Raw genomic sequence first — 13985 nt, 5'->3', positions numbered from 1 at the left:
GCCCGGGACGGGTCCGTCCCGGGCGGCTTCGTGTCCGGTGACCGCGCCGGCCGAGCGGCGACACCGCAACCGGATGGCGGCTCGACCCTCCGTTTGAACCCGGCGCGGCGATCGGGAGCGGATCGCCGCGCGGGGCCGTTCAGTTCGCCCGTGAGACCTCGACGAGGTTGTCGGAGAACGAGGGCGCGTGGCCCATGTCGGTGAAGGCGCCGGACGAGATGCTGTTCACCGTGCCCTCGTTGAGCTGGCGCCAGTAGCCCAGCGTCGCCACCACGATCCCGGCCTTCACGTCCTCGGTGATGCGGGCCACGCCCTTGAAGGCGCCGCGGTCGTTGGCGACCTGGACCCGGTCGCCGTCCCGGATGCCGCGCGCGTCGGCGTCGGCTTGGCTGATCATCACGAACTGCTCGCCCTGGCCCTTCTGCTTGTCCTCCATGTTGGCGTAGCAGGAGTTCAGGAAGTAGTGGCTCTTGGGCGAGACGATGTTGAGCGGGTAGCGCTTGGCGAGCTCGGGATCGTTCGTGTGCGACTCGCGCGGGCCCAGGTAGTCCGGCAGCGGGTCGAGCGCCTCGCCGGGCTGGAAGCCCTCGTACATCTGCCGGAACGGCGGGGCGACGAAGTTCGTGGCGCCCTCCACCTTGAGCATGCACTTGCCGGTCGGTGTCGGGAAGTTCCCCTCCCGGTGCGGCGCCCGGTCGTCCGGCGTGCCGACCTTGAGCCGGGCGAAGCCGTGCTCGCGCATGTACTGGAGGTCGATGCCCTCGCAGGCCGGCGATGACCAGTCGACGTAGTGCTCAAGGCACTCGCTGTCGCTCCACTTGAAGTTCTCCTCCTCGAAGCCGAGCCGGGCGGCCAGCCGGCGGAAGATCTCGTTGTTGGGGATCGCCTCGCCCGGCGCCTCGGCGCACTTGGTGTTGTAGGTCAGGTAGAGGTGCCCCCAGGAGAGGATCATGTCCTCCATCTCGGCGCCCATCGTGGCCGGCAGCAGGATGTCGGCGTAGGAGGCCGTGTCCGAGATGAAGTGCTCGGCCGAGACCATGAACAGGTCCTCGCGCATCAGCCCCTCGACGATCTTGTCGGTCTCGGGCGCCTGCGTCACGGGGTTCGAGTTCCAGCACATCATCGACATGATCGGCGGGTCGAGCTGCATCTCGCCGGTGAGCGCTCGGCCGATCTGCAGGTTCGAGACGACCCGGGTGCCCTCCGGGATCAGGTCCGGGCGGCAGATGACGTCGAACTTGTAGGGATGCTCCCAGACGCCGAACTGCGTGATGCCGCCGCCGACATGGCGCCACGCGCCGGTGAGCGCCGGGATGCAGGTCACCGCCCGGATGGTCTGGCCGCCGCCGTAGTGCCGCTCCAGCGCCACGCCGATGCGGATGCCCACCGGCTGCTCGGTCGCCATCTCGCGGGCGAGCTTCCGGATGTCGTCGGCGGAGACGCCGGTGATCGCCGCGGCCCATTCGGGCGTGCGCGTGCTGGCCCGCTCTTTCAGCTCCGCGAAGCCGACCGTGTGGTTGTCGACGTAGTCCTGGTCGACGAGGCCCTGTTCGATGATCGAGTTGATCAGCGCCATGGCGAGCGCGCCGTCGGTGCCGGGCTTCGGGGCGATGTGCCAGTCGGCGGCCTTGGCGGTGCGGGACGCGTAGGCGTCGATCACGACGACCTTGGCGCCCTTCTTCTGGGCGTCCTTCACGATCGCCCAGTGGTGCAGGTTCGTGCTGATCGAGTTGCAGGCCCAGATCACGATGTACTTGGAGTGGATGTAGCTGTCCGGGTCGAGGCCCGCGGTCGGGCCCACGGTGAGGAGCCAGGCGGTGCACGAGCCCTCGCCGCAGAAGGTGCGCTCGGTGACGGTGGCGCCCATGCGGTTGAAGAACGCGTCGCCGCCGTTCAGCCCGTGCACGAGGCCCTGGTTGCCGAGGTAGCTGTAGGGCGCGATGGCTTGCGGCCCGTACTGGTCGATGATCGCCTTCCAGCGGGTGACGATGGTGTCCAGCGCCTCGTCCCAGGTGATCCGCTCGAACTGCTTCGAGCCCTTCGGGCCGATCCGCTTCATCGGGTAGAGCAGCCGGTCCGGGTGGTAGTGGCGCTTCTCGTAGTCCTTCAGCTTCACGCAGAGACCGCCGCGGGTCATCGGGTGGTCCGGGTTGCCGCGCACGCTCAGGAGCTCGCCGCCTTTCACCTCGAACAGCATCGAGCACGTGTCGGGGCAATCGTGCGGGCAGCCTCCGTAGAAGACCTCCGAGTAGGCCTCGGGCTGGACGATCTCGTTCATGCTCTCTCCCTCACCGGCCGCGGGCGTCCCGTTATTGTTCAGGCGTTCCGGCTCCCGGTGGGCGGAGCGTACAATGAGAGGAAGAAAAATTCTAACTCGAATCCCGGCGGCCGATCGCGCACGCGCCGCTCGGTGGCCCGTCCGCCCCGCGGCGCCGTCATCGCCCCGCCTTCCCTTGCGCGGGCGCGCCCCCATCTGAGGGACGGACGAAGCGGGGGCCTGCGACATGCGGTTCGAACTCTACCGGGACGCCAAGGGCGAGTGGCGCTGGCGCCTGCGGGCGCGCAACGGCGAGGTGATCGCCGATTCGGGCGAAGGCTATGTCCGCCGCGAGGATTGCGAGCACGGCATCGCGCTCGTGCGCCAGAGCGCCGAGGCGCGCATTGAGGACATGACGACGAAGATCGCCTGATCCCGCGCGTCTCAACCCAAGATCAACCCTGTCCGAAACGTCGCAGCGGTTAAGCTGCAACGCTTCCGCTCGCCCACGCGTTGCAGCGGTTCGGACCGAGCGGAGCCCGTCGCCCTGCGCGGTTCGTCGACCAGGACGTAATGACACAAAGGGAGTCGAGACCGTGCTGAGGAAATTCCTGCTCGCGGCCCTGCTGGCGCTGGGCTTCGCGGCCGCGGCGCCGGAGGGTGCGTCCGCCGCGCCCATCGGCCCGGGGCTGGTTCTGCCCGCCGAAGCCGCGCCGGCGGTGGCCGAGAAGGCCCAGTACTACTACCGTCGCCGCTTCTACGGCCCGCGGCCCTACTGGCGCCGCCCGTACTACGGCCGCCGGTTCTACTACGGCCCGCGGCCCTACTACCGTCGTCCCTACTGGCGCCGTCGGTTCTACTACTGATCGGCTCTCCGACCTGACCGGCCCGGCGGCTCCAGCGAGCCGCCGGGCTTTTTCACGCCCCGATTCGGGGTGCGCGACCGCGAGCCTTGCTTTATCGTGCCGGGAACGGGACCGCCCACGGCAGATCGGCGCGCCCGAGAGGAAGCCCGATGAACGATATTGCGCAACGCGCCGAGCCCGCGGCGGCGACGCCGGACCTCTGGCAATCCATCCCGCTCGAATGCATCCTGAGCGCGGTCGCCGTTCTGCTAGCGGCGGGGCTCAAGCTCGCCGGCGTGATGTCCTGACGGCGTGCGGGGGGCGGATGGACGGCATGCAGCACGTCGCACTCTCACCGGCCGGAGGCGCGCCGCCGCCCGCTGAGGTCGATCTGCCCAAGGGCGACCTCACGGTGCGCACCATCGCCATGCCGGCCGACACCAACGCCAACGGCGACATCTTCGGTGGCTGGGTGCTGTCGCAGATGGACCAGGCCGGCGGCATCGCGGGCGTCGACCGGGCGCAGGGCCGGGTGGTCACCGTGGCGCTGGAATCGATGACCTTCATCCGGCCGGTCCGGGTCGGCGACGTGCTCTGCGTCTACACCCGGGTGTCGCATGTCGGCCGGACCTCGATGAAGATCGAGGTCGAGGCCTGGGCGCGCCGGTTCTGCACCCAGGTCCGCGAGCGGGTCACGCAGGCCACCTTCACCTTCGTGGCCATCGACGAGGACGGCCGGCCGCGGCAGATCCCGCCGGCCGTGCCGTCCCCGCCCGCGACGACTACTTGATCACCCCGCAGGCGACGCGGTCGCCGGCGCCGCCGATCGGCTGGGTGTTGTGGTCGTCCTCGTTGGCGTGGATGATCAGCGCCGCGCCGTCCCCGTCCTTCAGGCCGCCCTCGCCGTTCAGCGGCGTCTCGCTGGAGACCTCGGCATTGGCCGAGCCGTCCTGCGCCGCGTAGAGGTTCGGCAGGTCGCCCTCGTCGGGGCCCTCCGCGTTGAGCAGCCCGTGCTTGCTCTGGTCGTGGTTCACGTGCGCCTTGGAGTTCATGAACTTCGGGTCCGAGCAGTCGCCCACGGCGTGGAAATGCATCCCGTGCCAGCCGGGCGGCAGGCCGCCGGGCTGGATCGTCACGCGCAGGACCAGGGCATTCGCCCCGTCGCGGATCGCCAGCGTGCCGATCGGGTCGCCCTTCGCGTTCTTGATCGGCGCGGTGTAGGTCTCTGCCGGTTTGGCCGCCTCCTTGGGAGGCTCCTGTGCCAGGGCACCGCCGGCGGCGGCGGTCCCGAGCAATACGAGCAGCGGCAGGGTGCGGGTCATGCGGTGGCTCTCCTTTCCGGCCCGGTCTAGTTAGGGAGCGCGCCGGCCTTCGACAGGGCGGCGGCCCGAAACCTCCGCCGCAGACCTGCCGGAACCGCACGAAGCCCCGATGACCCGAGACCGGACCAGCCCGGACCGCGCGGCCCCCGCGGACGATCCCACGGAGAACCCTGCGCCGCGGCGCGCCGACCTGTACCTCGTGGCGCACGGCCATTTCGAGAGCCGGGCCCGGGCCCAGGCGGCGATCCGTGCCGGGCTCGTGCGGGTCGACGGGCGCCCGCTCGCGCGCGCCTCTGACCCGATCATCCCGGGCGCGCGGGTCGAGGCGGAACCCGAGCATCCCTACGCGTCCCGCGGCGGCCTCAAGCTCGCCGCCGCGCTGGACGCGTTTCGCGTCGATCCGGCCGGCCGCGTCGCCCTCGACGTCGGCGCCTCGACGGGCGGCTTCACCGACGTGCTGCTCGCCCGCGGCGCGCGCCACGTCCACGCCCTCGACGTGGGCCGGGGGCAGCTCCACCCGCGCCTCGCCGGGGACCCGCGCGTGTCCAACCGCGAGGGCACCGACATCCGCGACCTCGGCGCGGACGCCCTCGTGCCGCCCCCCGAGCTGGCGAGCGTGGACGTGAGCTTCATCGGCCTGCGCCTCGTGCTGCCGGTCCTCCCGGGCCTGCTACGGCCGGGATCGGCGATCGTCGCGCTGATCAAGCCGCAATTCGAGGCCGGCCGCGCCCGGGTCGGCCGCGGCGGGCTCGTGCGCGATCCGGCGGTCCACGCCGAGGTCTGCGCGGCCGTCCGCGGGACTCTGGAGGGGCTCGGCGCCGCGATCCTGGGCCTGATCGACTCGCCGGTGCCGGGCGGCGACGGCAACGCCGAGTTCCTGATCGGTGCGAGGTTGCCGTGAGCGAGACAGCGGATAGCGAGACGGTCACGATCCGGGGGCTCGGCGCCCGCGGCGACGGGATCGCCGAGGACGGCACCCCGGTGCCCTACACGCTGCCCGGGGAGCGCGCGGAGATCCGCCGCGAGGCGCGCCGCGCCGCGCTGCTCGGCGTCGCGCAGGCCTCGCCCGACCGGGTGGAGCCGTTCTGCCCCTACTACATGCGCTGCGGCGGCTGCCGCACCCAGCACCTCGCGCGGGAAGCGGAGCTCGCCTGGAAGCGCGACCTCGTCGCCCAGGCCCTGTCCCAGGCGCGCCTCGACGTGACGCCCGGGCCGGCGATCGACGCCCACGGGGCGGGACGCCGCCGCCTCACGCTGCACGTGCGCGAGATCGGCGGACGGGCCGAGGCCGGGCTGATGGCGGCCCGCAGCCACGCGCTGGTGCCGATCGACCATTGCCCGATCACCGTGCCGGCGCTCCACCCGGCCCCGGAGGTCGCGCGCCGCCTCGCCGCCCCGCTGGGCCACGGGCGCAAGCCTCTCGACGTCGCCGTGACGGCCACCGACCAGGGCCTGGACGTCGACCTGCGCGGTCACGGACCGATCAGCGCCGGCGTCGGCGCCGCGCTGGTGCGGATCGCCGGCGATCTCGGCCTCGCCCGGCTGTCCCTGCACGGCGAGCGCCTGATGGAGGCCGAGCCGGTCTCGGTCACGGCGGACGGCCCTGTCGGCGGCACCTCCGGCAGCCCCGCCGCGGCGACGCGCCTCTACCCGGCCCCCGGCGGCTTCCTTCAGGCGACCGCGGCCGGTCAGGCGACGCTCTGCGACCTGACCCTGGCGGCCCTCGGCCCCCGCATCCGGCGCGTCGCCGACCTGTTCGCGGGCTGCGGGCCGCTGACGCTGGCGATCGCCCGGACGGTCGCGGTCCACGCCGTCGAATCCGATACCGCCGCCCTCGCGGGCCTTGAGCGGGCCGCGCGCGCCGCCGCGGGCCTGCGCAAGATCAGCAGCGAGCGCCGCGATCTGTTCCGCCGGCCCCTGCTGCCCACCGAGCTCGACGCCTTCGACGCGGTGGTGTTCGACCCGCCCCGGGCCGGCGCGGAGGCCCAGGCCCGCCAGCTTGCCGCCGCCCGCGTGCCCGTGGTGATCGGCATCGCCTGCGACGCCGGAACCTTCGCGCGGGACGCGGCGACGCTGGTTGCCGGCGGGTACCGGCTGGAGACCGTCACGCCGGTCGACCAGTTCCGCCATTCGGGCCATGTCGAGATGGTCGGGGTGTTCCGGCGCGAGCCCGCGCGGCGGCGCTAGGCCACGCAACCGGCGGCCACGTTTCCCGTTCTCCCGGCGACGGGAGACCTTCCATGATCCGCGGATTCCTCGGTACCGCGACGCTCGGCGCGCTGAGCCTCGCCCTCATTACCCCGCTCGCGGCTCAGACTCGGGCGCCCGACCAGACCGGAACGGGCGGCGGCCCGGCCTCGACCATCACGGCGCCGAACACCAACAGCCTCGGCGTCACCAAGCCGCCCGGCACGTCCCTCGGCCCCGGCGAGGTGCCGACTCCGGAGCAGCGGCGGCGCGAGCGCGCTCTGACCGACAAGATCGAGGGCAGCATCTGCGACGGCTGCAACTGAGATCGGGTCGGAGCCGGACGCGGCGGAACTTGGTTCCCGGCCTCCGACCCGCCGCGTCGTGAACGCGCGCACGACGCCCCGCGGCCGCCACCCGCCGTGGGGGATCGCGATGTCACGGAAGCGTCAGAAAACAGCGCCACATCCGCGGCACAGCTTGCATCGACCGTCGCGGTGCCGGATGCGGGCTGCGGCCCCGCGCTGTCCCGTGACCGATCCGCATCCGAGACCCGTACGTGATCTTCATCCACCAGCCCGCCGTCGGCGCCGGAGCCACGCTGCTTGAGCGCCGCGTCATCGATCTCCAGGACACGATCCCCGAGGACACGGTCTGGCTCGACCTGATCCGCCCGAGCCGCGAGGAGGAACTGAAGGTCGAGTCGTTCGCGGGCATCGAGGTGCCGACCCGCGAGGAGATGAAGGACATCGAGCCCTCGGAGCTGCTCTACGTCGAGGACGGCGCCCGCTACATGACCGGCCGGGTGCTCTCGAAGGTCAGCGACGCCGAGGAGCCGGGGCTGGCCGGCATCACCTTCATCCTGCGCGGCAACCGGCTGGTGACCGTGCGCCACGAGGAGCCGCAGGCCTTCCGCATGTACACGCAGCGCGCCGGGCGCTCGATGGGCAACGGCGGCGCGTCGACCCCGTCAGGCGAGTCGATCCTGGCCGGGCTGATCGAGGCGGTGATCGACCGGGCCGCCGACGTGCTGCAGCTCCAGGGCGAGCGCATCGACCGCCTGTCGGGCAAGATCTTCGAAGTGCAGGAGGACCCCTCCGCCCGCAACACCGCGCTGCAGGACACGCTGCGGGCGCTGGGCCGGCACGGCGATCTCATCTCCAAGCAGCGCGAGAGCCTCGTCTCCATGGAGCGGATCCTGCTCTCGCTGTCGGCGACCTACCGGACCAACAAGGCCCCGCGCGACCTGCGCGAGGACGTGCGCTCGACCCTGCGGGATCTTCAGTCCCTCGAGGAGCACGCCACCTTCCTGTCGACGAAGATCCAATTCCTGCTCGACGCGACCTTGGGGCTCGTCAACCTGGAGCAGAACAACATCATCAAGCTGTTCTCGGTCATGGCGGTCGTCTTCATGCCGCCGACCCTGATCGCGTCGATCTACGGCATGAATTTTAAGTCCATACCGGAACTAGATTTCGCTTTCGGGTACCCGATGGCGCTGATCATGATGGTCGTGGCCGCGGTATTCCCCTACTTCTTCTTCCGGTGGAAGAAGTGGCTCTGACAACAAACGCAGGTATAGAGCCGACAGAATCTTAAGACCTCTGCGGGAGCATGGCGGGGCCTGAAGGCGCGGCGCGGCCGCATAGACGGAACCTCCCATGCGCCTCTCCCTCAAGACGATCCTGGCCGGTGCCATCGGCCTGCTCGCCCTCGCCGCCGTGGGCCAGGGGATCGCCAGCGTCGTGAGCCTGTCGGAGATCGAGCGGAACGCCGCGGCCATCTCGCAGCAGGCCCTGCCCGTGCAGAACCAGGCCGAGGCCATCGGGACGGCCGTGCGGGACGCGCGCCTGCGCCTCTACCGCCTCGCGGTGGCCTCGCCCGACGCGGCGGCCCTGGACAAGAACCAGACGGCCCTGACCGACGCCCTCGGCGAGCTGTCCGGCCTCCGGCAGGCCTATCAGGACCGCCTGACGAGCCCGCAGGCCCGAGCGATCTACGAGCGCTTCACCAACGCGTGGAACGCCTACCAGAACATCCAGCTGCAGGTGGTCGAGCTGATGATCGCGGGCGACCAGCCGGGCGCCCTCGCGCTCGTGCTCGATCCCGCGACGGGGGCGCAGAACGACGCCGCGGTGGCCAGCCTGACCGAGTCGATCGCGGCGGCGCGGGGCCAGACCGAGGCCAACGTCACCCAGACCGTGCAGGCGGCGACGCGGGCCAAGCTGATCGCGCTGATCGCCACCGTGGTGGGCCTCGCGGTCGCGGCGGCCGCGATGCTGTTCGCCCTGTTCGGGATCGCGCGCCCCATCGAGCGCATGACCGGCGCGATGGGCCGCCTCGCCGAGGGCGACGAGACCGTGCCGGTCCCGCATACGGGGCGCCGCGACGAGATCGGCGCGATGGCGGCGGCCGTGCAGGTCTTCAAGGACAACCTGATCCACACCCGCGCCCTGGAGCGGGAGACCGCCCTGGCGCGCGCCGGCGCCGAGGCGCAGCGCCGGCGCGCGGTCCACGCCATGGCCGAGTCCTTCGAGGCCGCGGTCGGCGGCGTGCTGGCCCGGGTGGCGGACGCCGCCCTCGGCCTGCGGGCCGACGCCGAGGCGATGAGCGGCACGGCCACGCACACGGCCGAGCGCTCGGCCACCGTGGCGGGGGCCGCGCAGGAGGCCGCCCAGCATGTCGGCACGGTCGCGGCGGCCGCCGAGGAACTCGGCGCCTCGGTGCAGGAGATCGGCCGCCAGGTGGACGGGTCCGCCGAACTCGCCCGGAGCGCGGTGGTCCAGGCCGGCGACACGGCCGGCCTCGTGCAGGAGCTGAGCAATGCCGCGGGCCGGATCGGCGACGTCGTGCGCCTCATCACCGACATCGCCGGCCAGACGAACCTGCTGGCGCTGAACGCCACGATCGAGGCGGCCCGCGCCGGCGATGCGGGGCGCGGCTTCGCGGTGGTCGCCAGCGAGGTGAAGCAGCTCGCCGCCCAGACCGCCCGGGCCACCGAGGAGATCGCCGGTCAGGTCGGCCGCATCCAGGGCGCGACCGGGCAGACCGTGGACGCGATCGACGGGATCACGGCGCGCATCCGCGAGATCGACGGGGTGGCGACCTCGATCGCGGCCGCAGTCGAGCAGCAGGGCGCGGCGACCCGGGAGATCGCCCGGAACGTGGCCGAGGCGGCGTCCGGGACCGGCGCGGTCACCGGGACGATCGACGCGGTGGCGCGGGCGGCCGACGACACGGGCACGGCCGCCACGCGGATGCTGGCCTCGGCGTCGAGCCTCTCGGAGGAGGCCGCCGAGTTGCGCCGGGAGATCGACGCCTTCCTGCACACCGTGCGGGCGGCCTGAGGCTCGGCCTGCGGCTCAGCCGGGGCTCGACAGCTTCATCAGGACGAGCCCGGAGCCGATCAGGCCGGCCGCGAGGATCCGGCTGGCGCTCGCCTGCTCCCCCAGCACGGCGATGCCGACCAGGAAGGCGCCGACCGCGCCGATTCCGGTCCAGATCGTGTAGGCGGTGCCCAGGGGCAGCGTGCGCATGGCCAGCGCCAGGAAGCCGACGCTGCCGGCCATCGCCAACGCCATGATGGCGGTCGGCCAGAGGCGCGTGAAGCCCTCCGACTGCTTCATCGCGAAGGCCCAGACGACCTCCAGCACGCCCGCGGTGACGAGATAGATCCAGGCCACGGCGGCCCTCCCGAAAGGGCCGGGCCGTCCCGGACTTGTGCCCCGCGCGGCGGGGGGAGGACGTGGCCTCGCGGCGGGTCAGCTAGCGAGATCGGCCGAGCCCGCAAGCGCGGCGGCCCCGGAACCCTCAGGCCACAGCGGCGAGGTGCTTGACCTCGGCCTTGGCCACCACCTTGCCGACCGGCGGCGCCTTGCAGGTCTCCGCCTCGGGCGCCAGGACCGGCGGCTGCACCCAGCGGCCGGCATCGAGGTCGGCGATCCGGCCGTTGATCTCGCGGATGACGTAGCGCGAGAACGGGTAGACGTGGAGGTAGATCACCATGTTGGTGACCACGGCCTCCAGGGCGGCCGGGTTGCGGCGGGCGGTCTCCAGGAACACGCTCCAGAAGTGCTTAGCGAGTTCCGGACGCCGCACGGTCATCCGCCAGCACACCCGCAGCAGCGAGTAGAGATCGTGGGCGATGTGGCCCCAGTTGAGCTTCTGGGCGGCGAATTTCGGCCGCTTCACCCGCCGGGCGACCACCCGGACCCGGTCGAAGAAGTTCGGCGGGTCGTAGATCTCCTGGAGGACGTCGCGGTAGTCGGCCAGCACGTCGCGCTGCGGCCGCAGGGTCACGAAGTTGATGCCCTGCGTGCACTGGTCGCCCTGGTCGGCGGTGGTCGCCGCGTAGTTCTCGTAGAGGCGGCCCTCCTTGCGCAGGCGGCGCGAGAGCTGCGTGTTCGGCAGCGCGAACAGCAGGCCGACCATGGCGATCGGGATGCCGGTCTGGCCGATGCACAGCGACATCGCCTTGCTGATGCTGTCCTTCTCGGTGTCGAAGCCGACGATGAAGCCGGCCGTGACGAACATGCCGTGCTCGTAGAGCTTGTGCACGCTGTCGGCGATCGACCGCTTGGTGTTCTGCTTCTTCTGGGTCTGGATCAGCGTCGCCTCGTCGGGCGTCTCGATCCCGGTGAACAGGGCGAAGAAGTTCGCGTCCCGCATCATCCCGAGCAGCTCGTCGTCGTCCGCGAGGTTCAGCGAGGCCTCGGTGGAGAACTTGAACGGGTAGCCGTGCTTCTCCTGCCACTGGATCAGGTGCGGCAGGAACAGCTTGATCGCCTTCTTGTTGCCGATCAGGTTGTCGTCGACGAAGTCGACATGGCCGCGGTAGCCGAGGCCGTAGAGCCGGTCGAGCTCGGCCAGCATCTGCGGCGTGGTCTTGGTCCGCGGGGCGCGGCCGTAAAGCTCGATGATGTCGCAGAACTCGCAGGTGAACGGGCAGCCGCGCGAGAACTGGACGCCGATGTAGAGGTAGTGGCTGAAGGTCAGCAGGTCGAAGCGCGGGATCGGGCTCTTGGTGACGTCGGCCTTGAACTTCTCGGCCGTGAGCCGGCCGCGGCGCTCGCCGGCCTCCCAGGCGGCCACGAACTTGTCGAGGATGCCCTCGGCCTCGCCCAACACCAGGAAGTCGGCCTTGTCGTAGACCTCCGGCGTCGAGGTCGGGGCCGGGCCGCCGACGCAGACTGGGGTTCCGAGCGCCACGCAGCGGTCGATGACGACGAGGCAGTCCGGCTCCTGGGGCAGCATGCCGCCGGTCATCACGAGGTCGGCCGCCTGGATCTGCGCGTCCGTCAGTTCCTCGCAGTTGCGGTTGACCAGCGTCACCTGCCAGGCCGGCGGCAGCATCGCGGCGAGCGTGATGAGGCCCAGCGGCGGCGCGGGCGCGCGGGCGCCCTGCAGCTCCATGGCCTCTTTGAAGTTCCACATCGAGTTTTCGTAGAACTTCGGGAACACCATCAGCACGCGCGGGGCCGTGTTCGCTTCCGACATGCCAGTTTCCCTCGTTCACACGCACTCCCGGCCCGACCGGAGATCGGGGCGGGCACAGGATCGCTCCGCTGACCTGCGGGCGAATTAAGGCCGTTTTTCGCTCCCGCAGCAATCGGAGCCGCCGATCCCGACAGGACGCGCGTCCGAGCCGCGCGAATCAACCCCGCCGGCGGGTCCCGGGGCGGATCCGGCCCGTTTGCCGCGGGGCTGCGCCATTCGGGCGACAGGTCCCACCAGAACCGTCGCGGCCCGTCGCGGCCTGTCACGGCCCGACGCGGAACCGCTCCGGCCGCGTCCCGTCGGCGTCGGTGAAGCCGTAGATCCGCGCGAGGTCGCCGGCATGCAGCACGGCGCCCGCCCGGGCGGCGATCTCGGGGTCGGCGGCGAGCGCCGCGAGCGCCCGGCCGGCGTAGAGCGGGCTCTCGGTGGCGTGTTGCTCCTGGCCGAGGTCGCGCGCCCGCTCGGTGGCGACGAAGCCCGGCGAGAGGCCGAGGGCGGTGACGCCGTGGGGCGCGAGTTCCCGGGCGAAGGCCAGGGTCAGCCGGTTGGTCGCGGCCTTGGCGGAATCGTAGAACACGTCGCCGAGGTACTCCTCGGTCCCGAAGGAGACGAGCGCCAGCAGCCCGGCCCGCGCCGCCACCATGGCGGGGGCGACCGCCCGGGCGAGCAGCAGGGCCGGCAGCGGCCCGGCCTCGAGGAGGCCGAGATACGGCTCCGCCGAGCGGCGCCAGAACGGCGTGCCCCAGCCGGCCCCGTCCGGGTAGCGCTCGCCGTCGTAGCCCTCGTTGCCGCTCCACACGCTGCAGGCCGCGACGTCGATGCGCCCGAACCGGCGCAGCGCCCAGTGAACCAGCGCGTCGGTGGCCCGCTCGGAGCGGTGGTCGCAGAGGTAGTGGTGACCGCGGCCGCCGGCGGCGTCGACCGCGCGGGCCGTGTCCTCGATCGCCTCGGCGCGCATCTCGGTGCGCGGGCCGGTCTCGCTGGAGCGGGCCGTGACGATCACCGTGGCCCCCGCCTCGCCCAGCGCCCGGGCGAGGCCCCGGCCGACGCCCCGCGACGCGCCCGCGACGAGGCAGATCTTCTGGGAGAGGTCGGGCGGGCTCACGCCGAGGCGGCGGGCTTCGACCGCGACAGGAAGGCGGCGAGCCGTTTTTGGGATTCGGGCGAGCGCAGCTGCGCGTCGAAGGCCTTCGCCTCAGCCTCCAGGGCCGCCTCGACCTGCGCTTGGTCGCCCCGGATCAGCGCCCGGGACGCCGTCAGCGCCCCGCGCGGCAGGGCGGCGAGGCGCGCGGCCTGCGCGATGGCCTGCTCGACCAGCATGTCGGCGGGCAGCACCGCGTTGACGAGGCCCAGGGCCTGCGCCTCGTCGGCCTCCAGCGGCCGGGACAGGAGCAGCAGCTCGGTCGCCCGGAGCCGCCCGACCCGCAGGGGCAGCAGGTAGCTCGACGCCGCCTCCGGCACGAGGCCGAGTTCGACGAAGGGCATGCGCAGGCGCGCCGCAGGGCTCGCGTAGACGAGGTCGCAGTGCAGGCAGAGCGTCGCGCCGATGCCGACCGCGATCCCGTCGACCGCCGCCACCATCGGGGTGCGGGTCCGGGCGAGCTGGCGGATGAAGGCCAGCGCCGGCGAGGAACTGAATCCATCACCGGCATGCCCCATGAAGTCGGCGAGGTCGTTGCCGGCGCTGAACATGCCGGGCTGCCCGGCGAAGACCACGGCGCCGACCGCGTCCGACGCGTCGGCCTGCGCCAGGCCCGCGCGCATCGCGTCGTACATGGCGCCCGTGAGGGCGTTCTTCTTCTCCGGACGGTTCAGGGTGATCAGGCGGACGCCGCCCGCGAGGTCGTCGATCGTGACGGGTTCGGCCATGATCCGCTC

At 72.0% G+C, this 13985-nt stretch carries 15 protein-coding genes; 9 read left to right on the top strand and 6 right to left on the bottom strand.

Annotation, left to right across the window (positions count from 1 at the left end):
- Positions 1-139 precede the first annotated feature (139 nt).
- The gene (locus tag ACLBYE_RS13630; protein ID WP_447694584.1) at positions 140-2278 is read right to left on the bottom strand and encodes a molybdopterin-containing oxidoreductase family protein; all 2139 of its coding nucleotides are present in this window, start codon (positions 2276-2278) and stop codon (positions 140-142) included.
- Positions 2279-2504: 226 nt separating this feature from the next.
- Between ACLBYE_RS13630 and ACLBYE_RS13625 the strand changes: the two genes are divergently transcribed.
- From ACLBYE_RS13625 to ACLBYE_RS13610, 4 genes are all read left to right on the top strand, one after another.
- Positions 2505-2690, top strand: coding sequence for a YegP family protein (locus ACLBYE_RS13625; protein ID WP_026605317.1), 186 nt, complete (start codon positions 2505-2507; stop codon positions 2688-2690).
- A 163-nt stretch (positions 2691-2853) separates the two neighbouring features.
- Positions 2854-3123, top strand: a complete 270-nt coding sequence (locus tag ACLBYE_RS13620; RefSeq protein WP_447694583.1) for a hypothetical protein — start codon at positions 2854-2856, stop codon at positions 3121-3123.
- Positions 3124-3272: 149 nt separating this feature from the next.
- Entirely contained in the window at positions 3273-3410 is a 138-nt protein-coding gene (locus ACLBYE_RS13615) for a hypothetical protein (RefSeq protein ID WP_165923092.1), read from the top strand.
- A 26-nt stretch (positions 3411-3436) separates the two neighbouring features.
- A complete protein-coding gene (locus ACLBYE_RS13610) occupies positions 3437-3892 on the top strand; it encodes an acyl-CoA thioesterase (protein WP_447694582.1) in 456 nt (151 codons plus the stop codon).
- On the opposite strand, the gene ACLBYE_RS13605 is transcribed toward ACLBYE_RS13610, so the two are convergent.
- The gene (locus tag ACLBYE_RS13605; RefSeq protein WP_056526253.1) at positions 3885-4424 is read right to left on the bottom strand and encodes a superoxide dismutase family protein; all 540 of its coding nucleotides are present in this window, start codon (positions 4422-4424) and stop codon (positions 3885-3887) included. The two genes, ACLBYE_RS13610 and ACLBYE_RS13605, sit on opposite strands and share 8 nt — an antisense overlap.
- Positions 4425-4533: 109 nt before the next feature.
- On the opposite strand from ACLBYE_RS13605, the gene ACLBYE_RS13600 reads away from it, so the two are divergent.
- From ACLBYE_RS13600 to ACLBYE_RS13580, 5 genes are all read left to right on the top strand, one after another.
- Positions 4534-5325, top strand: a complete 792-nt coding sequence (locus ACLBYE_RS13600) for a TlyA family RNA methyltransferase (RefSeq protein WP_447694581.1) — start codon at positions 4534-4536, stop codon at positions 5323-5325.
- Positions 5322-6611 carry a class I SAM-dependent RNA methyltransferase gene (locus tag ACLBYE_RS13595; protein WP_447694580.1) on the top strand — a complete coding sequence of 430 codons (1290 nt, stop codon included), beginning with the start codon at positions 5322-5324 and terminating at the stop codon, positions 6609-6611. The genes ACLBYE_RS13600 and ACLBYE_RS13595 overlap by 4 nt, the downstream gene beginning before the upstream one ends.
- Positions 6612-6664: 53 nt before the next feature.
- Entirely contained in the window at positions 6665-6937 is a 273-nt protein-coding gene (locus ACLBYE_RS13590) for a hypothetical protein (protein WP_100253168.1), read from the top strand.
- Between the two features lie 233 nt (positions 6938-7170).
- On the top strand, positions 7171-8175 hold the full coding sequence (locus ACLBYE_RS13585; RefSeq protein WP_012320756.1) for a magnesium transporter CorA family protein: 1005 nt from the start codon (positions 7171-7173) through the stop codon (positions 8173-8175).
- A 97-nt stretch (positions 8176-8272) separates the two neighbouring features.
- Positions 8273-9958: a methyl-accepting chemotaxis protein gene (locus ACLBYE_RS13580; protein ID WP_447694579.1), complete on the top strand. Its 1686-nt coding sequence runs from the start codon at positions 8273-8275 to the stop codon at positions 9956-9958.
- Positions 9959-9973: 15 nt separating this feature from the next.
- Here the strand turns inward: ACLBYE_RS13580 and ACLBYE_RS13575 are convergent, their stop codons facing one another.
- The 4 genes from ACLBYE_RS13575 to ACLBYE_RS13560 form a co-directional block, all read right to left on the bottom strand.
- Positions 9974-10294 (bottom strand): DMT family transporter, encoded by a 321-nt coding sequence (locus ACLBYE_RS13575; RefSeq protein ID WP_042672508.1) that lies wholly within the window; start codon positions 10292-10294, stop codon positions 9974-9976.
- Positions 10295-10421: 127 nt separating this feature from the next.
- On the bottom strand, positions 10422-12107 hold the full coding sequence (locus tag ACLBYE_RS13570; protein WP_447694578.1) for a B12-binding domain-containing radical SAM protein: 1686 nt from the start codon (positions 12105-12107) through the stop codon (positions 10422-10424).
- Positions 12108-12369: 262 nt separating this feature from the next.
- A complete protein-coding gene (locus ACLBYE_RS13565) occupies positions 12370-13212 on the bottom strand; it encodes an SDR family NAD(P)-dependent oxidoreductase (protein WP_447694577.1) in 843 nt (280 codons plus the stop codon).
- Positions 13209-13976: an enoyl-CoA hydratase-related protein gene (locus ACLBYE_RS13560; RefSeq protein WP_447694576.1), complete on the bottom strand. Its 768-nt coding sequence runs from the start codon at positions 13974-13976 to the stop codon at positions 13209-13211. Before ACLBYE_RS13560 ends, ACLBYE_RS13565 begins: the two co-directional genes overlap by 4 nt.
- Between the last annotated feature and the right edge of the window lie 9 nt (positions 13977-13985).

Source organism: Methylobacterium sp. A52T, from assembly GCF_053346095.1.
Note: the sequence above shows the minus strand (reverse complement) of the source record. Positions and strands in the feature narration are given on the sequence as shown.

Coding starts and splice junctions, on each gene's coding strand:
- ACLBYE_RS13630 (WP_447694584.1), bottom strand. CDS start 2,278: ATGAACGAGATCGTCCAGCCCGAGGCCTACTCGGAGGTCTTCTACGGA.
- ACLBYE_RS13625 (WP_026605317.1), top strand. CDS start 2,505: ATGCGGTTCGAACTCTACCGGGACGCCAAGGGCGAGTGGCGCTGGCGC.
- ACLBYE_RS13615 (WP_165923092.1), top strand. CDS start 3,273: ATGAACGATATTGCGCAACGCGCCGAGCCCGCGGCGGCGACGCCGGAC.
- ACLBYE_RS13610 (WP_447694582.1), top strand. CDS start 3,437: ATGCAGCACGTCGCACTCTCACCGGCCGGAGGCGCGCCGCCGCCCGCT.
- ACLBYE_RS13605 (WP_056526253.1), bottom strand. CDS start 4,424: ATGACCCGCACCCTGCCGCTGCTCGTATTGCTCGGGACCGCCGCCGCC.
- ACLBYE_RS13600 (WP_447694581.1), top strand. CDS start 4,534: ATGACCCGAGACCGGACCAGCCCGGACCGCGCGGCCCCCGCGGACGAT.
- ACLBYE_RS13590 (WP_100253168.1), top strand. CDS start 6,665: ATGATCCGCGGATTCCTCGGTACCGCGACGCTCGGCGCGCTGAGCCTC.
- ACLBYE_RS13580 (WP_447694579.1), top strand. CDS start 8,273: ATGCGCCTCTCCCTCAAGACGATCCTGGCCGGTGCCATCGGCCTGCTC.
- ACLBYE_RS13570 (WP_447694578.1), bottom strand. CDS start 12,107: ATGTCGGAAGCGAACACGGCCCCGCGCGTGCTGATGGTGTTCCCGAAG.
- ACLBYE_RS13560 (WP_447694576.1), bottom strand. CDS start 13,976: ATGGCCGAACCCGTCACGATCGACGACCTCGCGGGCGGCGTCCGCCTG.